Below are 18,733 nucleotides of genomic sequence, written 5' to 3'. Positions count from 1 at the left end.
TGGATGACCATCACCCGAATCCGCAGCAATGAGCGCCTCTCGGGCGCAGTGACCTTCAAGGACCTGGTGTTCCTCTCGGGCCAGGTGCCCGGTGATGGCAAGGACGTGGCGACACAAACCCAGGAGGTGCTGACCAGGATCGATGCGCTGCTGGCCCAGGCGGGCAGCGATAAGGATCATCTGCTCAACGCAACGATCTATTTGAAAGATATCGGCAGCGGTTTTGCACCGATGAACGAGGTGTGGTCCGCCTGGCTGTCACCGGGCATGGCGCCGACGCGCACGACCCTTCAAGCGGAACTGGCGCGGCCGAGTGTGCTGGTGGAAATCAGCGTGATTGCTGTACGTAAATAATCGAAAAACCAACGGAGAATAACAATGAAAAAAATCCTGTTGACCGGCTGCACCCTGGCGCTTTTGCTGGGCGCACAAGCCCATGCGAACCAAGCGCCGTTGGACGGCACGCTGGGCAAGATCGCTAACGCCAAGTCCATCACTTTGGGCTATCGCGATGCGTCGGTGCCGTTTTCCTACGTGGGGGATAACAGTGGCAAGCCCATGGGCTACTCGGTGGAGCTGGCAGATAAGATCGTCGAGCGCATTCAGCAGAAAATCGGGGAGGGCACGCTCAATGTGAAGTACAACCTGGTGACCTCCCAAACCCGTATCCCGCTGGTGCAGAACGGCACTGTCGACCTGGAATGCGGTTCTACCGGGGTGACGGCCGAACGGCAGAAGCAGGTGGCGTTTTCCTACGGGTTTATCTACGTGAAGGGTCAATTGCTGACGGCCAAGGACAGTGGCATCCAAGGCTTTGCTGATCTTGCGGGCAAGAACGTGGTGACCACCGCGGGTACCACCAACGAGCGTTTCCTCAAAAGCTACAACGCCGAGCACAAGGCCAATATGTTCGTGATCAGCGCCAAGGACCATGGCGAAGCCTTCAAGATGCTCGAGACCGGCCGTGCAGCGGCGTTCTATATGGATGACGCGTTGCTTTACGGCGAGCGCGCCAAGGCCAAGGACCCGCACAATTGGGTGGTGGTGGGGGAGGAGCAGTCGCGGGAAATCTACAGCTGCATGGTGCGCAAGGACGACCCGCAGTTTCTTGCGGTGGTCAACGAGACACTTGGCGACCTTTATCGCAGTGGGGAGATCAACGGGATTTACCAGCGCTGGTTTGAGTCCCCCATTCCGCCCAAGGGCTTGAACCTGGAATTCCCGATGACCAGTGAGCTGAAGGCGATTATTGCCAAGCCAGTCAGCGACCCGGTGGAGTGATGTAATGGCGTGGTAACCCATTCCAAATGTGGGAGCTGGCTTGCCTGCTCCCACAGTTTTGATTGGGGTCGCAACGGAAGAGGTTTAAAAATCGCCCCAGAGTTGTTGGGCCACACTCAGCGCGACTACCGGCGCCGTTTCGGTACGCAACACTCGCGGCCCCAGGCGGGCGGCGTGATAGCCGGCCGCTTGCGCGGTTTCGACTTCCTGGTCGGTCAGCCCTCCCTCAGGCCCGATCAAGAACGCCAGGCTCGAGGGCTTGGCATGGCTGACCATCGGCTCGGCCACCGGGTGCAGCACCAGCTTCAAATCCGCCTCGGTCTGTTTCAACCAGTCCGCCAGCAACAGTGGCGGGTGAATCACCGGCACCGTTGAGCGACCACATTGCTCGCAGGCGCTGATGGCCACCTGGCGCCAGTGCAGCAGGCGTTTGTCGGCGCGTTCATCCTTGAGGCGTACTTCGCAGCGGTCGCTGAAAATCGGCGTGATCGCATTAACGCCCAGTTCGGTGGCTTTCTGAATTGCCCAATCCATACGCTCGCCCCGGGACAGGCCCTGGCCCAGGTGGATATGCAGCGGTGATTCGGTCTGGCCAGCGAAGCACTCGGTGAGTTGCACGGTGACGCGTTTCTTACCGACTTCCAGCAAGCTGCCGAGGAACTCCTGGCCGGAGCCGTCGAACAGTTGCACGGCATCGCCTTCGCCCATGCGCAGCACGCGGCTGATGTAATGCGCCTGGGCTTCGGGTAATTCGTGGTCGCCGAGGCTCAGCGGGGTGTCGGTGAAAAAGCGGGACAGTCTCATTTCTGTTCTCTGGAAAGGTGGGTTAGGCAATCAACCTGGATCGCGGAAGCCTGGGTGGAAGTCTTTTGGCACAGCGACACTGACGTTGCTATTGGTGGCGATGTCGATCCCTTCACTGGCGACGTCAGCCAGGAAGTCGATCTGCTCCGGCGTAATCACATACGGCGGCAGGAAATACACCACGCTGCCTAATGGTCGCAACAGGGCGCCACGTTCCAGGGCGTGCTCGAACACCTTCAAGCCACGGCGCTCCTGCCACGGGTAGGCGGTCTTGGTGGCTTTGTCCTGGACCATCTCGATGGCCAGCACCATGCCGGTCTGGCGCACTTCCGAGACGTGAGGGTGGTCCACCAGGTGCGCGGTGGCGGTCGCCATGCGCTGGGCCAGGGCCTTGTTGTTTTCGATGACGTTGTCTTCTTCGAAAATATCCAGCGTCGCCAACGCCGCCGCGCACGCCAGCGGATTGCCGGTGTAGCTGTGGGAGTGCAGGAACGCGCGCAATGTCGGGTAGTCGTCGTAGAAGGCGTCGTACACGTCATCGGTGGTGACCACGGCGGCCAACGGCAGGTAGCCGCCCGTGAGCGCTTTGGACAAGCACAGGAAGTCCGGACGGATACCGGCCTGCTCACAGGCGAACATCGTTCCGGTGCGGCCGAAGCCCACGGCGATTTCATCGTGGATCAGGTGCACGCCGTAGCGGTCGCAGGCTTCGCGCAGCAGCTTGAGGTACACCGGGTGGTACATGCGCATGCCGCCGGCGCCCTGGATCAGCGGTTCGACGATGACGGCGGCGACGGTGTCGTGGTTGTCCGCCAGGGTCTGTTCCATGGCCAGGAACATGTTGCGCGAGTGTTCTTCCCAGCTCATGCCCTCGGGGCGCAGGTAGCAATCCGGGCTGGGCACCTTGATAGTGTCGAGCAGCAGCGCCTTGTAGGTCTCGGTAAACAGCGGCACGTCGCCCACCGACATCGCGGCGATGGTTTCGCCGTGGTAGCTGTTGGTCAGGGTGACGAAACGCTTTTTGTCAGGCAGGCCGCGGTTGAGCCAATAGTGGAAGCTCATTTTCAGCGCGACTTCGATACACGACGAACCATTGTCGGCATAGAAGCAGCGTGTCAGGCCTTCAGGCGTCATCTGCACCAGGCGTTCGGACAGCTCGATCACCGGCTGGTGGCTGAAACCGGCGAGGATCACGTGCTCCAACTGATCGACCTGGTCTTTGATGCGCTGGTTGATGCGTGGGTTGGCGTGGCCGAACACATTGACCCACCAGGAACTGACGGCATCGAGGTAGCGCTTGCCTTCGAAGTCTTCCAGCCAAACCCCTTCACCGCGCTTGATCGGGATCAGCGGCAATTGCTGATGGTCTTTCATCTGGGTGCAGGGATGCCAAAGCACCGCAAGGTCGCGTTGCATCCACTGGTTGTTCAAGCCCATCGGTTATCTCCTCGAAGCGGTCCTGCGGCTGGCGCAGGTAAAACAATCGCGCAAGCCTATGCAATGGGCGGCTGTGTCACAAGACATTACCTGTGAATTGGTTGTAAACGCAGGACGGTCTGTCACGTTTCTTCTGGATAGTCCTTAATCCGTTGTTAATTTACTCTTCATACCCTCAAGATCGTATTTCTCGATATTTCAAAGCAGGATTTTCCGCTTTAATTCGATAGGTAAATCGCTAGTCTTGGGCGCAGCTATTACGGGATTAAGTACATGCAGTTACGCAATTCACCGGCCCGCTATGGCTGGGTCAGCATCGTTTTGCACTGGGGCGTGGCCTTGGTGGTGTTCGGCCTGTTCGCTCTGGGCTTGTGGATGGTCGGCCTCGACTACTACAGCGCCTGGCGCAAAGAGGCACCGGACCTGCACAAGAGCATTGGCATCACGCTATTCGCAATCATGCTGGTGCGTATCGTCTGGCGCTTGGTCAGCCCACCACCACCACCGTTGACCAGCTACAGCCGCATGACGCGTATGGGTGCCGCGTTTGGCCACGCGTTCCTGTATCTCGGGTTGTTTGCCGTGATGATCGCCGGTTACCTGATTTCCACCGCAGACGGTGTCGGTATCCCGGTGTTTGGCCTGTTTGAGATTCCTGCCGTGGTTTCCGGGCTACCGGACCAGGCAGATAACGCCGGCTTGGTACACCTGTACCTCGCTTGGGTGTTGGTGGTCTTCGCCGGTTTGCATGGCGTGGCTGCGTTGAAACACCACTTTATCGATCGTGATGTGACCCTCACGCGAATGCTGGGGCGCAAAGCCTGATGTTCAACCTCGACTCACAAGGAATAGAAAGCATGTTGAAAAAGACCCTCGCCGCTCTGGCAATCGGTACTGCCCTGCTGTCCGCAGGCCAGGTGATGGCTGCTGACTACAAGATCGACAAGGAAGGCCAGCACGCCTTCATCGACTGGAAAATCAGCCACCTGGGCTACAGCTACATTCACGGCACCTTCAAGGATTGGGACGGTACGTTCAGCTGGGATGCCGCCAAGCCAGAGGCCAGCAAAATCGCGGTCGACGTGAAAACCGCCAGCCTGTGGTCGAACCACGCAGAGCGTGACAAGCACATCGCCAGCAAAGACTTCCTGGACGTTGCCAAGTTCGCCGACGCCAAGTTCGTCTCCACCGCTGTTAAGTCCACCGGCGCGAAAACCGCTGACGTGACGGGCGACCTGACTTTCCACGGCGTGACCAAGCCTGTGACCTTCAAGGCCACGTTCAACGGCGAAGGCAAGGACCCGTGGGGCGGCGAACGTGCTGGCTTCAACGCCACCACCACGCTGAACCTGAACGACTTCGGGATCAAAGGCCCAGGTCCGACTTCCCAGACGGCAGACCTGGAAATTTCGCTGGAAGGTGTTAAGCAGAAGTAATTTTTGCCTGCACAAAAAAAACCGGATCTCAGTATCCGGTTTTTTATGCCTGGAATGTGGTCAGTGTGAGAGCTGGCTTGCCTGCGATACCGCTATCGCAGCATAGGTATCTACACATTTTCAATGTGAGAGTGCGTAGCAGCTGTCGAGCCCCGGCGAGGCTGCGTTGGCGGCCTGTCTGACACACCGCTGACGCAGCCTCGCCAGGGCTCGACAGCTGCTACGCAGAGGGCTCGTTCTAGACGTGGAGATACCTATGGTTATCGCAGGCAAGCCAGCTCTCACAGAAAGGCACATTCGATTTATGTGACGTCCAAAAAAATGCCCCGTATCTTTCGATGCAGGGCATTTTTTATGAGGCTTTGAAAATCAGCGGTTGCGAGTCAGCAGCGCTGGTTTTTCACCACGAGGGCGGCCTGGCAGTTGATCCAACTGCTCAGGTGTCGGGAAGCGATCCGCTTTCGACTCCTTGTGGATGATCTTCGGCGCCGGGCCACCGCGCGGGTTCTGCACGGCTGGTTCGGACGAGCGAGGCTGGTCGTCACGGGCTGGGCGGCGGTTGTTGCTGCGCGAGTCTTCGCGACGGGCTTGACCGTCACGCGGTGCGCCATTGCGCGGGCCGCTGCGCTTGGCAGGTGGCGTGCCGGTGGTACCGCCGCTGCTGTTGCGCGGGCCGTTCTGACGACCGCCCTGAGGCTGGCCGCCACGTGGTGCGCCGGTACCTGCGCCCTGTGCCGGAGCACCTGGGCGACGGCCACGACCTTGGGCGGGTTTTGCCTGAGGTACGTAGTCAGCGCGGTTACCGAAGTTATCGATATCGTCGTCAAGGAACTCGTCCGGGGCGCGATCGGCAGCGGCGCGTGGCGGCTGGCTCGGCTGGCGCTGTTCGCGGGCCGGGGTACCTTCACGGGGCTTTTGCTCGCGGGCTGGGCGCTCGCCACGGCCGTTGGTTGGCGCTTTTTCCTTGCCGCCTTTGTCTTTGCCCTTGTCGCGACGACCACCGCCACCGCCGCCGCCGTTCGGGCCATCGCCCTTCGGACCGCGAGGGTTGCGTGGGTTACGCACGTCTGGGCGCTCGCGCGCTTCAGGCTTTTCAGCCTCCACGGCGCTGGAATCGAAGCCCATCAGGTCGCCGTCGGCGATTTTCTGCTTGGTCATGCGTTCGATGCTTTTCAGCAGTTTTTCTTCGTCCGGTGCAACCAGGGAAATGGCTTCACCCGAGCGACCGGCGCGGCCGGTACGGCCGATACGGTGCACGTAGTCTTCGTCGACGTTTGGCAGCTCGAAGTTGACCACGTGTGGCAACTGGTCGATATCCAGGCCGCGAGCGGCGATATCGGTGGCAACCAGGATGCGTACGCTACCGGCCTTGAAGTCGGCCAGGGCTTTGGTGCGCGCGTTCTGGCTCTTGTTGCCGTGGATGGCGACGGCGGTGAGGCCGTGCTTGTCCAGGTACTCGGCCAGACGGTTGGCGCCGTGCTTGGTGCGGGTGAACACCAGCACCTGTTCCCACGCGCCGGCGGTGATCAGGTGGGCAAGCAGCGAACGCTTGTGGCTGGCGGCCAGGCGGAATACGCGTTGCTCGATACGCTCGACCGTGGTGTTCGGCGGCGTGACTTCGATGCGCTCCGGGTTGTGCAGCAACTTGCCGGCCAGGGCGGTGATGTCCTGGGAGAACGTTGCCGAGAACAGCAGGTTCTGACGTTTGGCCGGCAGGCGGGCGAGGACTTTTTTCACGTCATGGACAAAGCCCATGTCGAGCATGCGGTCGGCTTCGTCCAACACGAGGATTTCCACGTGGGACAAATCGACGCTGCCTTGGCCGCACAGGTCGAGCAAACGACCCGGGCACGCCACCAGCACGTCCACACCACGGGACATGGCCTGAACCTGTGGGTTCATGCCAACGCCGCCGAAGATGCAGGCACTGACGAACTTCAGGTCGCGGGCATACAGCTTGAAGCTGTCGTGCACCTGGGCGGCGAGTTCGCGGGTTGGGGTCAGGACCAGTACGCGCGGTTGGCGCGGGCCGTGACGCTGGGATTTGTCCGGGTGACCGTTGGGGAACAACCGCTCCAGAATCGGGAGGGCGAAACCGCCGGTTTTACCAGTACCTGTCTGAGCCGCAACCATCAGGTCGCGACCTTGCAACACGGCGGGAATGGCCCGCTGTTGCACCGGAGTAGGCTCGGTATAGCCCGCTGCCTCGATGGCGCGGACTAAAGCCTCGGAGAGACCGAGGGAAGCAAAGGACATGAGTAATCCTGTTTTAGTTAGGGCTTGGCCCAAAGGGATAATCTTGCCGGGCGTGAATGGCGCTTAGGGGAGCGCAATCCCGTCCGGTCCTGCTGCGTCTGGCGGGCACTCCACCGGCTCGCGCGGGCTGAAAGCTGCGCAGTAGCGGGGTTGGGTGCCTTTTTCAAGACCTCAGCGGCCGGGCGTAAGCCTGGCGGAAAGGCCGGAGTATAACAGAGCAATCACTGCGCGCTGCTTTCCTGCTGCTCAACGGTGTGTACAGACCCCGTAATCGCTTGGATTCCACCATATTTTGCACTCAAGGCGGTGTAGGCCGGCTCTTGTTTGAAGCGTTTAAGTTCTGCGGCGAAGCGTTGTACCAGCAGGTCCATGCCCGCGCCACGGCGCACGGCGAGGTACTGCTGCTGGCGGCTGACCACTGCCGGCGCCTGGCTGACCTTGCCCTCGAGGCCCAGTGCCTTGATCACATGCTGACCCACCCGGCGATCGGTAATCAGCAGATCGATGCGCCCGAGCATCAATTTGCCGAAGTTGGCCTCATGACTTGGGGCTGCTTCGCGGTTGAACAGGGTCGAATCGCTGAATTCTGCGCCGTACAGGTAGCCCGGTGACGTACCGACGGTAAGGCCGCGCAGCGCTTCGAGGCTTTCGGCGGGATGAGGGCGCTCATTGGCGTAGAACAGCACGAACTCCACCTCCGACAGCGGTTCGCTGGGGTAGAGCAGCAAGGCGTCGCGCTCATGGCTGTGGAAAATGTCCAAGGCGCCATCGGCCTGTCCCTGGTCCAGCATCGCCAGGCAACGCTTCCAGGGCAGGAATTGCCATTGCACCTCGACCCCCAGGCGCTGGAACACGATGACTGTGGTTTCGTAGTCCAGCCCCTGCATGCTGCCGTGTTCCTCATACACGTAGGGTGCCCAGGGCTCGGTCACAATGCGCAATTTCTCGCCATAAGCGGCCAGACTCAGGCAAGTAAAAAGGGCAGCGGTCGCAAGCTTCAAAATGATGGACATGCCCTGAGGTTACGACGCTCCTGCATTAAAGAGAAGCTCTGGCACACGCATCTGCGGACGCTGCTATTTGGCCTCTGAGGTCATCAGGTGTTCGTAGATGGCCGAGCGCCGCTTGCCAAGTATCAAGCGCACCAGGGGGTTGGCGAACCAGTGCTCCAGTTGGTGCGCGTCGACCGGGCATTTCTGGCGTTCTTCCTGATTTTGCAGGGCCTTGTCCCACCACACCGGGCCGCACGCCTGGTCGAATTCGTTTTCGTGCTCGTAGCAGCCGTAGAGAATCTCGCGGATGAACTGCTGCTTACGCTTGGGCAAAGCCAGGGTGATCAGCTTGTACATTTGGCGTTGCAGGCGCGGCGGGCGTGGCAGGTGGGCGGATACCTTGCGGGTATCGGCCAGTGCCACGGCGCTGGTGGGGGCGGCGGCGTGCTTGGCGACCCACGCCAGGACCTTGGCGCGGAACAGCTGTTTGCGGCTCCAGTAATGATGGATCAGGTCCGGGCATTGGCGTACGTTGAGCGCACGGTACGCGGCCACCGACAGGCAGAACTCTTCCAAGGTGTAGGCGCCGCGGGCCATCGGGAACAGCTCGTCCATCAGCGCGATCGAGCGGTCAAGGAGGTACGCATCCTGCCGGGCCATGCCCATGACGCCGGAGTTGAGCAGCCACATCTCATCGTCGGCTGCGCCTTGTTCTGCGAGGTGTTTGGCCAGGGTTTCATACAGCACGCTTTCGCGGTTATCGCCGTACTTGGCGTGGAAGGCGTTGCACAACAAGGTGCCGGGTGCGACGCGTTCGAACAGCGCCATGGGCGAGTCGTGGAAAAACGTGTCGGTGTCGATCAACAGCGCCTGTTCCGCCGTTTCCAGTACCTGGCGCAGCAGCACATGCTTGGTTCGAAAGTGGTAGCCGTGGGGCTCGCTCCACTGTTTGCGCGTGGCTTCGTCTAGTGTGCGGACCTGCACCGGCAAGCCCACGTAGGGCGCCGGGTTGTCGCTGAACACCTGAATGTCCAGCGGCATGTCCTGGGCACCGCCCAAATGAGACAGCGCGCTGGCGATGCTGAATACGGCTTCCTGATGGTAGGTCTCGGCGCCGAATACCAGGTAAACCAACTGCGGGCGAGGTGTCGGGGACGCTGTATTCATTTACTGCGGGCTTCCATTCCAAGGATGTTTGAACAAAAAAAGCCCCCGTATGAACGAGGGCCTGGATGCTACTCAAACGACCTCAGCGCGGCAGCTTGAGGTTGTTCCAGATCGCAAGGCTCGGCTCAGCCTGGTTAAGGGTATAGAAGTGCAAGCCTGGCGCGCCACCTTGCAACAAATCTTCACACATATTGGTGATGACCTGTTCGCCGAACGCCTGGATGCTCTTGACGTCGTCGCCATAGGCTTCCAGTTGTTTGCGCACCCAGCGTGGAATCTCGGCACCGCAGGCGTCAGAGAAGCGCGCCAGCTTGCTGTAGTTGGTGATCGGCATGATGCCCGGCACGATCGGGATGTTCACACCCATGGCCTGTACCCGCTCGACGAAGTAGAAGTAGCTGTCGGCGTTGAAGAAGTACTGGGTGATTGCGCTATTGGCACCGGCGTTCGCTTTACGGACGAAGTTTTGCAGATCGTCTTCGAAATTGCGTGCCTGCGGGTGCATCTCCGGATAAGCCGCCACTTCGACATGGAAGTGATCGCCGGTTTCTTCACGAATGAAGCTCACCAGGTCATTGGCGTAGCGCAGCTCACCGCTGGCCATGCCCATGCCGGACGGCAGGTCGCCACGCAGGGCAACGATGCGCTTGATGCCGGCTGCCTTGTATTGGGTCAGCAGGCCGCGCAGGTCGCTCTTGCTGTCGCCCACGCACGACAAGTGCGGCGCGGCGGGAACTTTGACTTGGCTTTCCAGCTGCAACACGGTGTTGATCGTGCGATCACGGGTCGAGCCACCGGCGCCGTAGGTGCAGGAAAAGAAGTCGGGGTTGTAGCTGGCCAGCTGCGTAGCAGTCGCCATCAGTTTTTCATGCCCAGCATCGGTCTTGGTCGGGAAGAACTCGAAGCTGTAGCGACGGTCTTGGGACATGGTAATACCCTTTGAAACTCAGAAGGCCGACGGTGCCCCCCCCCTGTAGGAGCGAGCTTGATGTGGCGAGGGAGCAAGCGCCCTCGCCACAACAAGCCCGCCCCCAGCAAAGCAGGGGGCTGTGACTCAGTAGCGGTAAGCGTGCGGCTTGAACGGACCTTCAACGGTCACGCCGATGTAATCGGCCTGGGTCTTGGTCAGTTGAGTCACTACGCCGCCGAAGCCGCGGACCATTTCCAGGGCCACTTCTTCGTCGAGTTTCTTCGGCAGTACTTCCACGGTTAGGCGCTCGGCTTTCTGGGCTGGCGACAGGTCGGCGTACTTCTGGCCGAACAGGAAGATCTGCGCCAGTACCTGGTTGGCGAACGAGCCGTCCATGATGCGGCTTGGGTGGCCGGTGGCGTTACCCAGGTTAACCAAACGGCCTTCGGCCAGCAGGATCAGGTAGTCATCGTTCTGCGGGTCGAAATCACCAGCGCCGGTACGGTGAACCTTGTGCACCTGCGGCTTCACTTCTTCCCATGCCCAGTTCTTGCGCATGAAAGCAGTGTCGATCTCGTTGTCGAAGTGACCGATGTTGCAGACAACGGCGCGCTTCTTCAGGGCTTTGAGCATGTTTGCGTCGCAAACATTCACGTTGCCGGTGGTGGTCACGATCAGGTCGATTTTGCCCAGCAGGGCTTTGTCGATGCTTGCTTCGGTGCCGTCATTGACGCCATCGATGAACGGCGAAACCACTTCGAAGCCGTCCATGCAGGCTTGCATGGCGCAGATCGGGTCAACTTCGGAGACTTTAACGATCATGCCTTCCTGGCGCAGGGACTGGGACGAACCTTTGCCCACGTCACCGTAGCCGATCACCAGGGCTTGCTTACCCGACAGCAGGTGGTCAGTGCCGCGCTTGATGGCATCGTTCAGGCTGTGACGGCAGCCGTACTTGTTGTCGTTCTTGCTCTTGGTCACCGAGTCGTTGACGTTGATGGCAGGGATTTTCAGCTCGCCCTTGGCCAGCATGTCCAGCAGGCGGTGTACGCCGGTGGTGGTTTCTTCGGTCACGCCGTGGACGCGGTCGAGGATCTGCGGGTACTTCTTGTGCAGCAGCTCGGTCAGGTCGCCGCCGTCGTCGAGGATCATGTTGGCATCCCAAGGCGCGCCATCTTTGAGGATGGTTTGCTCCAGGCACCACTCGTACTCTTCTTCGGTCTCGCCTTTCCAGGCGTAAACCGCGATACCGGCAGCAGCGATAGCGGCAGCGGCCTGGTCTTGAGTCGAGAAAATGTTGCAGGACGACCAACGCACTTCGGCACCCAGGGCTACCAGGGTTTCGATCAGCACGGCAGTCTGAATGGTCATGTGGATGCAGCCGAGGATCTTCGCGCCTTTGAGCGGTTGCTCAGCGGCGTACTTGCGACGCAGGCCCATCAGGGCAGGCATTTCGGATTCGGCGATAAAGGTTTCGCGACGGCCCCAGGCGGCGAGGGACATGTCGGCGACTTTGTAGTCGGTGAAATCTGCAGGCGTGTTGACAGCGCTCATGAAGAGCCTCCATTCGTAGTGTGCGAATGGGCGCCGTTGTGCGTTTAGTATCAGGCCGAATAAACCAGGCCGGACAACGCCCCATCCGAGCCTGACAGGTTGAACCTGCTGCAGCGCCCCTCGGACAGGTGGCGGGAGAACGGTATCAACCAGAGATGACCGTTTTGAAACGGAGGCGATTATAGCTGTGTGCGCCAGACTTCCCAAGCCTTTCTGTCGGCCATATGAAGATCGCTCATGGGGTTGATAGGCAATGGCTCATAGAGCTTGGGGGCGGGCTCTGCCATGATGTTGCCCATCATTTCGCAACACGCTTTGGAGTGACCATGAACTTCCACACCCGCAAATGGGTAAAACCCGAAGACCTCAACCCCAACGGCACCCTGTTCGGCGGCAGCCTGCTGCGCTGGATCGACGAAGAAGCGGCGATCTACGCCATTGTGCAATTGGGCAATCAGCGCGTCGTGACCAAGTACATCTCCGAAATCAACTTCGTCAGCGCCTCGCGCCAGGGCGACATTATTGAACTGGGCATCACCGCCACCGAGTTCGGCCGCACCTCCATCACCCTGACCTGTGAAGTGCGCAACAAGATCACCCGCAAAAGCATCCTGACGGTCGAGAAAATGGTCTTCGTCAACCTCGGTGAAGATGGGTTGCCTGCACCTCACGGCCGCACCGAGATCAAATACGTGAAGGATCAGTTTCAGGACGACAGCCTTCCCGAATAACCACGCCGCGGTTTGATTTGCTTTACCAAATCATTCCGCATGGATCGTTGCGCGGCGCGCTCATCACTCAGGACCACACCCTGTAGAGAGAGCCCGTGGATGAAAGTGTTTAATTCGATTGCGCAGATTCATCCCTCATTGGGTGAAGAGGGTCATTTCCCGCCCCATCAAGCTGAGAAGACGCCTCTGGTGGAGGGCGTTGGCGAGCGCAACCTGACGCTCCTGCGTGATAACCAGGGACGGGTAGAGGTGATTTTATCGGCACCGCCCGTCACGAGCTTGGTGCTCAGTGGTGGTGGGGCCAAGGGCATCGCTTTTTCGGGGGTGGTGCAGGCACTTGAGGACGTCGGACAGCTGCAAGGTATCCAATCGACCTCCGGCTCATCTGCCGGTGCGATTTCAGCGGCGCTGATTGCTAGCGGAATGGGGGCTGCGGCGTTCGACAGGTTGTCGGACAGCATCAATTTGCCAAGCCTGTTGAACAGCAAAGGTGCCGTGACAGCCTGGATGCAGGAGGTCAGTACGACACTTGGCAAACTCGCTGGCCACTTGCCCGGCTCCGTCGGCACTGTTTCTCAGTTGTTGATGACCTTGCTGCCCCGCTTCCAGACTGAAGCCTTGCCCCTGGAAGAATTGATCCGCAAAGAGACGCGCGAGTCGATTCTTGGCCACATCGCGCAAACCCCTCGGGAAACCCGGCCCGCCGAAGTCATCGACATTGCTGACAAACTGAGTGCCGGTGGCGCTCCCACGTTTGGTGATCTCGAGGTGTTGAGCCGGCATATTCCTGCGATCAAGCAACTCAATATCACCGGTACCGGCATGTTTGGCGGCCGCCCGCAGCTGGTGATGTTCAATGCCAGTCTGACCCCGCAGATGGACATCGCCAGGGCGGCGCATATTTCGGGTGCGCTGCCGGTGCTGTTCAAGAACCCGGTGGAGCAAGGTCATGGTTTCCAGGCGTCAGCTGAAACCACCGCGTTCAAAGACGGCGGCTTGCTGCTCAATACCCCGGCGCCAGGCGTGGTGGAACGGTTATTTCCTGATAGCCCCTTGAACAAATCTGAATCGTTGATCGTCAAGTTCGAGGCTGGCATCACTGATGCGCCAGTGCGCAGTGGCAGTTTTTTCAGCCGTGTGGCCGACCGCATTACAGGCGTTGCGCATTCGGCCGCTGGCGCCTTTCAAGACAAAAAGCTCGAAGCGTTTGCCGATCAGATTGTGACATTGCCCCTCAAGACCGAAAAAGGTGACTTTCGTGGCCTGCTCACGGGCACGGTCAACTTCACTATGCTGGATGAACAGAAGCAACACCTGCAGGCAAAGGCGCGTCAAGCGGTGGGGGCACATTTGGAACGTCGCACCACGGCACTTGAGCATCACGCGTTCCATTCGCTGGATGAGGCAGTGCTGGCCATGGATGATGAAATGCTCGCCAGTGTGCAACCGACACTGCACAAGGACCCGGCCGCTGCTGATGTCCTCATGTTTCGAAAGAGCGCGCAGCAGGTGTTGAAAACCCTGGATGACGCGATTGGCGAGGCCAATCAGTCACAGGTCGTGTTGGTGTTCACGCCGAAAATATCAACGGCATTGCGTAATCTGGATGCCCTCGCCCAACGGCCTGAGCAGATCGATTGGTTGGCGCGGCGCCTCAATGTTGCAGGCCAGCGCAATTTCCAGCAGTTGCTGCAAGTGGCGGCCAGGCAGATCGCAAGCGATGCGGTGCCGATGTCCAACGTCATCGGCGGCGCTGTCGCCGAGATGAAACTGCGTGATATAGCGATGAAGGCTGAGAACTTCACACGGGAAGTCATTTATCCCTCGTTGTTTCGGCCGGGCCAACCCGAGTCCAACGTGGAGCTGTTGTACCGCACAGCTCAAGACCTGGCGCGGGCAGACACGCCCGCCGAATTCAACCGGGTGCTCGATACCCTCAGTGACGGCTACAAAGCGCGTAACAAACCCTGGGACAAGGCGTCCAGTTCGACCACTGTGGAGATGGCCAAGGCCTGGCGTGTGCAGGTTTAGTTGCTTGGCCACTGAACAGCCACTGTGGCGGCGTGTCGTAGCTACAGGCACCCCTTGGACTCTGGATAATCATGGCCACTGACGAATCAGGCAAAACCGCTAATCTGTCGCAGGAAGAGCAGCAGGACGTCGACAAAAACCAGCCGCCCCGTGCGGCGGTGCTGCATGAAATCATCCGCACTCAGGGCGACCAGGAGCTGGAGCGTAATGTGGCTGCGTTGTGGTGGTCGGCGTTGGCTGCTGGCCTGACCATGGGCCTTTCATTGATGGCGATGGGGCTACTCAATTCGCGCCTGCCGGACGGCGAAGGATTCAAGGTTATTGCCAGCTTCGGCTACTGCGCGGGCTTCCTGGCGGTCATTTTGGCGCGCCAGCAACTGTTCACCGAAAACACGCTGACCGCCGTGCTGCCCGTGATGAGCAAGCCCACCCTCGGCAACGCGGGACGCCTGTTACGGTTATGGACCGTGGTGCTGGTGGGCAACCTGTGTGGCACTTTGCTGGTGGCTTACGTGATGTTGCACCTGCCGATCTTTGACACCAAGACCGACATGGCCTTCCTCGACATTGGGCGCAAGATCATGGAAAACGATGCCGGCCAGATGTTTGCCAAGGGCATCATTTCCGGCTGGATGATCGCCACCATGGTCTGGATGATCCCCTCCATGGAAAGCGCCAAGATGTTCATCATTATCCTGATCACCTATCTCATGGCGCTGGGGGACTTCACTCACATCGTCGTGGGTTCGGCAGAGGTCTCGTATCTGGTATTTGCAGGCGAGTTGCCGTGGAAGGATTTCTGGTTGGTGTTTGCCGGGCCGACCCTGGCCGGCAACATCATTGGTGGCAGCTTTATCTTTGCGCTGATCAGTCATGCGCAGATTCGCAGCGAAGGCAGCCTGCCGGGCAAGAAAGCTGCGGACCCTAGGCATCCGCAGCAGATCAACAAGGATCAGTGAGCGTCAGGCGTAGCCTGGGGCTCGTCCCGGGTTACGCGCTTGACCAGCTTGCCGATGCTCAAACCCTGCAACAGGATTGATGACAGCACCACGATGTAGGTGATGCTCAGCAGCAGGTCGCGCTCCGGGCCCAGCGGCAAGGCCAATGCCAGTGCCACGGAAACTCCGCCGCGCAAACCACCCCAGGTGAGGATGCGGATGGTGCCGCGTGGCACCGTGCGCCAGCGCCGCAGCAACAGGATCGCCGGGGCCACGGTCAACAGGCGTGACAACAGGATTGCCACCGCCAGCAAGCTGGCAGCGAACACGTGCAGCCAGTTGAAGGGCAGCAACAGCAGCTCCATGCCGATCAAGGCGAACAGCAGGGCGTTGAGCATGTCATCGAGCAATTCCCAGAAACCGTCGAGGTAGCGGCGGGTCATGTCGTTCATCGCCAACTGGCGGCCCAGGTTGCCGATGATCAGGCCGGCTACCACCATCGCAATTGGAGCGGAGACGTGTAGCTCGGTGGCCATCGCTGAGCCGCCGATCACCAGGGCGAGTGTCAGCATTACCTCAATCTGGTGCTGCTCGATGCTCTTGATCATCAGGTACACCAGGTAGCCGATGAGGCCACCGAACACCACGCCGCCAATGGCTTCATGGGCGAAGAGCATCGCGGTGGCGCCCACGGTCGGCGTTTCGCCCAGCTGTGCGATGCCCAATAGCACGGTGAAGACCACCACTGCAGTGCCGTCGTTGAATAATGATTCGCCGACGATGGTGGTTTTCAACGGTTTTGAGGCATTGGCGGTACGCAACACACCGAGCACCGCAATCGGGTCGGTGGGCGAGATCAGTGCGCCGAACAGCAGGCAGTAGAGGAAACTGACGTGCCAGCCGAACAGGGCAAAAATGTAATACGCCAGGCTGCCGATCACCGCGGTGGCGATCAATACGCCAAAGGTCGCCAGCAGGCCGATGGGCCAGCGGTAACTGCGTAGGTCGTTCAGGTTGACGTGCAACGCGCCGGCGAACAGCAAGAATGAGAGCATCCAGTTCATCAGCAAATCGCCAAAGTCGATCTGGCCGATCAACTGCTGGATGCGCTCTTCCAGTCCTGGGTAGCCGAGCAGGCTCAAGCCTTGCAAGAACAGGGAAAATATCAGGGCCGTGACCATCACGCCGATGGTGGGCGGCAGGCCGATAAATCGGAAGTTCACATAGGTGAGCAGGCTGGTGAGGCAAATGAAGGCGGCGACAAGTTCAAGCATCCGGGGTCCTTGGAAGTTGAGGGGGAAACGTGGGTGAGGGGATGGACCGCCGCGACGGCGGGATGTTGCAAACTGCGAGGTAAAAGGCCATAGAACCTTTCCACACGCTACGGTTCATAGCGGTAGGGTGCGGCCTGGTGTTTTCAGTGCTAAAACTCTAATCGCTGTTTAAAACTAAAAAAGGAATGAGTCATGACGGTCGCTTTCTGGTGTGTGTTGATCGCAATTTTTCTGCCTTACCTGTGTACCGGCGTGGCCAAGTTCAGCGGCGGAAAGTTTCGGCCGCGCCACAACCACGACCCGCGTGCATTCCTCGAGACGCTCGACGGGGCTGCCAAGCGAGCCCACAGTGCACAACTCAACAGCTTTGAAGTCACCCCGGCATTTGCGGCGGCGGTTATCGTCGCGCACCTGGCCGGTACGGCTGAATTGGTGACCATTAACGTGCTGGCCGTGCTGTTTATCACCAGCCGCTTGTTGTACATCATTTGCTACCTGGCGGACTGGGCGATGCTGCGCTCGGTGGTGTGGGCGGTGGGCATGGCGTTGATTGCGAGCTTCTTCTTTGTCTCGATCTAACGGTTGACGCGAATCCTGCTGTGGGAGCGAGCAAGTCGCACCGCCGCTCCCACATTTGATCTTCAGTGTCTGTCAGCTTCCGACAGGTGCATCCGGCACTTGCGGCAACGCTGCGCCCTTGGGCCACAGCATCCAGATCTGGCCCTGCTGTTTCATATTGCCCGCCAGTTCACCGGCTGCATCGCCGGTGCCCCAGAACAGGTCCGCGCGCACTTCACCGGTGATTGCTCCGCCGGTGTCCTGTGCGGCCACGGGTCTCGTGATCGGCGAGCCATCCGGCTTGGTGGTCGACAGCCACAACAGACTGCCCAACGGAATCACCTTGCGATCCACCGCTACGCTGTAGCCAGGGGTCAGTGGCACGTTCAAGGAGCCGCGCGGGCCTTCGTTGCTATCGGGGCGGGCGCTGAAGAACACATAGCTCGGGTTACTCGCCAGCAGTTCCGGAATACGCTGCGGATGCGCCTTGGCCCAGGCGCTGATGGCACCCATGGTCACGTCTTCTTTCTTCAACTCGCCTTGCTCCACCAGCCAGCGACCGATCGGGCGGTAAGGGTAGCCATTCTGGTCGCCGTAACCGACACGAAGTTGGCGCCCGCCCGCCAGTTGAATCCGGCCCGAGCCCTGGATTTGCAGGAATTGCAGGTCCATCGGGTCTGTCAGCCAGGCAATCGGTTTGGCGGTTGAACCCTGGCCGTTGATGGCGCTGGCATCGTCATAGGGCTTGAGTACGCGACCTTCCAGGCGACCCCGCAGACGCTTGCCCTTGAGCTCGGGGTAGATGCTTTCCAGGTTGACGATGATCAGGTCGTCTGGCACGCCGTACACAGGCACGTTGGCTTTGGCGGTCTTGGTCAGGCTGCCGGGGTAGACCGGTTCGTAGTAGCCGGTTATCAAACCGTTCGGGGTGTTGTCGGCCGAGCGCAGACCGAACACATCCAGGCGCTCTTTTAGAAAACCGCGCACTGCCACTGCGTTGCTCGGGACCGTGGCGGCTGCCGCACAGGTCGCGCCCCATACCGGGTCGGCCTTGAGGCGTTGGCAGGCGCTGCGCCAGGATTCGAAGCCGGCCAGCAGGTCGCTGTCGGACACTGCTGGCAAGGCTTCCCACGGCGCACTGACATAGGTGGCGACGGCGTGAGGCTTGGACGTTTCATCCTTGGCTGTTTCTTTGCCCGCGTCGCAGCCGGCCAGTAGCGCGATCATCGGTAGAGCCCACGCCAGGCGGCGGCTCCAGGGTTTCAAGCTGACATTCATACAAATAATTCCTGAAGCGATTGCCCACGTCGCAGCGCTTTTTGGCAACCCTTATTAATAATAGGGCTATTGGTCTTTGCGGGCGG

At 59.9% G+C, this 18,733-nt stretch carries 17 protein-coding genes and 1 riboswitch; of the genes, 8 read left to right on the top strand and 9 right to left on the bottom strand.

Translation table 11 applies throughout. From position 1 onward, the window contains the following. Positions 1–3: 3 nt before the first annotated feature. Complete coding sequence (locus HU722_RS27645) at positions 4–354, top strand: RidA family protein (RefSeq protein ID WP_065871920.1); 351 nt, start codon at positions 4–6, stop codon at positions 352–354. 24 nt (positions 355–378) lie between these two features. Continuing rightward, the gene (locus HU722_RS27640) at positions 379–1,281 is read left to right on the top strand and encodes a transporter substrate-binding domain-containing protein (protein WP_065871919.1); all 903 of its coding nucleotides are present in this window, start codon (positions 379–381) and stop codon (positions 1,279–1,281) included. A gap of 84 nt (positions 1,282–1,365) precedes the next feature. Here HU722_RS27640 and HU722_RS27635 read toward each other — a convergent pair whose 3' ends face one another. Together HU722_RS27635 and HU722_RS27630 are read right to left on the bottom strand one after the other, a co-directional pair. Next, positions 1,366–2,085, bottom strand: coding sequence for a 16S rRNA (uracil(1498)-N(3))-methyltransferase (locus tag HU722_RS27635; RefSeq protein WP_065871918.1), 720 nt, complete (start codon positions 2,083–2,085; stop codon positions 1,366–1,368). A 30-nt stretch (positions 2,086–2,115) separates the two neighbouring features. Continuing rightward, the gene (locus HU722_RS27630) at positions 2,116–3,522 is read right to left on the bottom strand and encodes an adenosylmethionine--8-amino-7-oxononanoate transaminase (RefSeq protein WP_065871917.1); all 1,407 of its coding nucleotides are present in this window, start codon (positions 3,520–3,522) and stop codon (positions 2,116–2,118) included. 273 nt (positions 3,523–3,795) lie between these two features. Here HU722_RS27630 and HU722_RS27625 point away from each other — a divergent pair, with 273 nt between their 5' ends. Together HU722_RS27625 and HU722_RS27620 are read left to right on the top strand one after the other, a co-directional pair. After that, positions 3,796–4,347 carry a cytochrome b gene (locus HU722_RS27625; protein ID WP_065871916.1) on the top strand — a complete coding sequence of 184 codons (552 nt, stop codon included), beginning with the start codon at positions 3,796–3,798 and terminating at the stop codon, positions 4,345–4,347. Positions 4,348–4,379: 32 nt separating this feature from the next. After that, positions 4,380–4,958 carry a YceI family protein gene (locus HU722_RS27620; protein WP_049711142.1) on the top strand — a complete coding sequence of 193 codons (579 nt, stop codon included), beginning with the start codon at positions 4,380–4,382 and terminating at the stop codon, positions 4,956–4,958. Positions 4,959–5,327: 369 nt separating this feature from the next. On the opposite strand, the gene rhlE2 is transcribed toward HU722_RS27620, so the two are convergent. From rhlE2 to ahcY, 5 genes are all read right to left on the bottom strand, one after another. Further along, complete coding sequence (gene rhlE2, locus HU722_RS27615) at positions 5,328–7,214, bottom strand: RNA helicase RhlE2 (protein ID WP_065871915.1); 1,887 nt, start codon at positions 7,212–7,214, stop codon at positions 5,328–5,330. A gap of 221 nt (positions 7,215–7,435) precedes the next feature. Then, on the bottom strand, positions 7,436–8,227 hold the full coding sequence (locus HU722_RS27610; protein ID WP_065871914.1) for a substrate-binding periplasmic protein: 792 nt from the start codon (positions 8,225–8,227) through the stop codon (positions 7,436–7,438). A gap of 63 nt (positions 8,228–8,290) precedes the next feature. Then, the gene (locus tag HU722_RS27605; protein WP_065880172.1) at positions 8,291–9,373 is read right to left on the bottom strand and encodes a hypothetical protein; all 1,083 of its coding nucleotides are present in this window, start codon (positions 9,371–9,373) and stop codon (positions 8,291–8,293) included. Positions 9,374–9,455: 82 nt separating this feature from the next. Beyond that, positions 9,456–10,301 (bottom strand): methylenetetrahydrofolate reductase [NAD(P)H], encoded by an 846-nt coding sequence (gene metF / locus HU722_RS27600; protein WP_065871912.1) that lies wholly within the window; start codon positions 10,299–10,301, stop codon positions 9,456–9,458. Positions 10,302–10,427: 126 nt separating this feature from the next. Beyond that, the gene (gene ahcY, locus HU722_RS27595; protein ID WP_049711147.1) at positions 10,428–11,837 is read right to left on the bottom strand and encodes an adenosylhomocysteinase; all 1,410 of its coding nucleotides are present in this window, start codon (positions 11,835–11,837) and stop codon (positions 10,428–10,430) included. Between the two features lie 21 nt (positions 11,838–11,858). Then, positions 11,859–11,965: riboswitch (S-adenosyl-L-homocysteine riboswitch) on the bottom strand. 198 nt (positions 11,966–12,163) lie between these two features. Between ahcY and HU722_RS27590 the strand changes: the two genes are divergently transcribed. The 3 genes from HU722_RS27590 to HU722_RS27580 all read left to right on the top strand — a co-directional run bounded on the left by HU722_RS27590 (position 12,164) and on the right by HU722_RS27580 (position 15,558). Then, the gene (locus tag HU722_RS27590) at positions 12,164–12,568 is read left to right on the top strand and encodes an acyl-CoA thioesterase (RefSeq protein WP_065871910.1); all 405 of its coding nucleotides are present in this window, start codon (positions 12,164–12,166) and stop codon (positions 12,566–12,568) included. A 99-nt stretch (positions 12,569–12,667) separates the two neighbouring features. Next, positions 12,668–14,599 carry a patatin-like phospholipase family protein gene (locus HU722_RS27585; protein WP_065871909.1) on the top strand — a complete coding sequence of 644 codons (1,932 nt, stop codon included), beginning with the start codon at positions 12,668–12,670 and terminating at the stop codon, positions 14,597–14,599. Positions 14,600–14,670: 71 nt separating this feature from the next. Next, positions 14,671–15,558, top strand: coding sequence for a formate/nitrite transporter family protein (locus tag HU722_RS27580; RefSeq protein ID WP_065871908.1), 888 nt, complete (start codon positions 14,671–14,673; stop codon positions 15,556–15,558). Here the strand turns inward: HU722_RS27580 and HU722_RS27575 are convergent. Beyond that, the gene (locus HU722_RS27575) at positions 15,552–16,811 is read right to left on the bottom strand and encodes a cation:proton antiporter (RefSeq protein WP_065871907.1); all 1,260 of its coding nucleotides are present in this window, start codon (positions 16,809–16,811) and stop codon (positions 15,552–15,554) included. The two genes, HU722_RS27580 and HU722_RS27575, sit on opposite strands and share 7 nt — an antisense overlap. Before the next feature lie 192 nt (positions 16,812–17,003). Between HU722_RS27575 and HU722_RS27570 the strand changes: the two genes are divergently transcribed. Next, the gene (locus HU722_RS27570) at positions 17,004–17,390 is read left to right on the top strand and encodes an MAPEG family protein (protein WP_065871906.1); all 387 of its coding nucleotides are present in this window, start codon (positions 17,004–17,006) and stop codon (positions 17,388–17,390) included. A gap of 72 nt (positions 17,391–17,462) precedes the next feature. Here HU722_RS27570 and mltA read toward each other — a convergent pair whose 3' ends face one another. Continuing rightward, entirely contained in the window at positions 17,463–18,647 is a 1,185-nt protein-coding gene (gene mltA / locus HU722_RS27565; protein WP_065871905.1) for a murein transglycosylase A, read from the bottom strand. Between the last annotated feature and the right edge of the window lie 86 nt (positions 18,648–18,733).

It is taken from the genome of Pseudomonas tritici (genome assembly GCF_014268275.3).
Classification (GTDB): Bacteria; Pseudomonadota; Gammaproteobacteria; order Pseudomonadales; family Pseudomonadaceae; genus Aquipseudomonas; species Aquipseudomonas tritici.
The sequence above is the reverse complement of the archived record's forward strand: the minus strand, read 5'-3'. Positions and strand labels throughout refer to the sequence as shown.

What these genes read in the sequence shown, in the direction of transcription:
- HU722_RS27590 (WP_065871910.1), top strand. Translation starts at nt 12,164, where the DNA reads ATGAACTTCCACACCCGCAAATGGGTAAAACCCGAAGACCTCAACCCC.
- rhlE2 (WP_065871915.1), bottom strand. Translation starts at nt 7,214, where the DNA reads ATGTCCTTTGCTTCCCTCGGTCTCTCCGAGGCTTTAGTCCGCGCCATC.
- HU722_RS27625 (WP_065871916.1), top strand. Translation starts at nt 3,796, where the DNA reads ATGCAGTTACGCAATTCACCGGCCCGCTATGGCTGGGTCAGCATCGTT.
- HU722_RS27630 (WP_065871917.1), bottom strand. Translation starts at nt 3,522, where the DNA reads ATGGGCTTGAACAACCAGTGGATGCAACGCGACCTTGCGGTGCTTTGG.
- HU722_RS27575 (WP_065871907.1), bottom strand. Translation starts at nt 16,811, where the DNA reads ATGCTTGAACTTGTCGCCGCCTTCATTTGCCTCACCAGCCTGCTCACC.
- metF (WP_065871912.1), bottom strand. Translation starts at nt 10,301, where the DNA reads ATGTCCCAAGACCGTCGCTACAGCTTCGAGTTCTTCCCGACCAAGACC.
- HU722_RS27620 (WP_049711142.1), top strand. Translation starts at nt 4,380, where the DNA reads ATGTTGAAAAAGACCCTCGCCGCTCTGGCAATCGGTACTGCCCTGCTG.
- mltA (WP_065871905.1), bottom strand. Translation starts at nt 18,647, where the DNA reads ATGAATGTCAGCTTGAAACCCTGGAGCCGCCGCCTGGCGTGGGCTCTA.
- HU722_RS27585 (WP_065871909.1), top strand. Translation starts at nt 12,668, where the DNA reads ATGAAAGTGTTTAATTCGATTGCGCAGATTCATCCCTCATTGGGTGAA.
- HU722_RS27570 (WP_065871906.1), top strand. Translation starts at nt 17,004, where the DNA reads ATGACGGTCGCTTTCTGGTGTGTGTTGATCGCAATTTTTCTGCCTTAC.
- HU722_RS27635 (WP_065871918.1), bottom strand. Translation starts at nt 2,085, where the DNA reads ATGAGACTGTCCCGCTTTTTCACCGACACCCCGCTGAGCCTCGGCGAC.
- HU722_RS27640 (WP_065871919.1), top strand. Translation starts at nt 379, where the DNA reads ATGAAAAAAATCCTGTTGACCGGCTGCACCCTGGCGCTTTTGCTGGGC.
- HU722_RS27610 (WP_065871914.1), bottom strand. Translation starts at nt 8,227, where the DNA reads ATGTCCATCATTTTGAAGCTTGCGACCGCTGCCCTTTTTACTTGCCTG.
- HU722_RS27605 (WP_065880172.1), bottom strand. Translation starts at nt 9,373, where the DNA reads ATGAATACAGCGTCCCCGACACCTCGCCCGCAGTTGGTTTACCTGGTA.
- ahcY (WP_049711147.1), bottom strand. Translation starts at nt 11,837, where the DNA reads ATGAGCGCTGTCAACACGCCTGCAGATTTCACCGACTACAAAGTCGCC.
- HU722_RS27580 (WP_065871908.1), top strand. Translation starts at nt 14,671, where the DNA reads ATGGCCACTGACGAATCAGGCAAAACCGCTAATCTGTCGCAGGAAGAG.
- HU722_RS27645 (WP_065871920.1), top strand. Translation starts at nt 4, where the DNA reads ATGACCATCACCCGAATCCGCAGCAATGAGCGCCTCTCGGGCGCAGTG.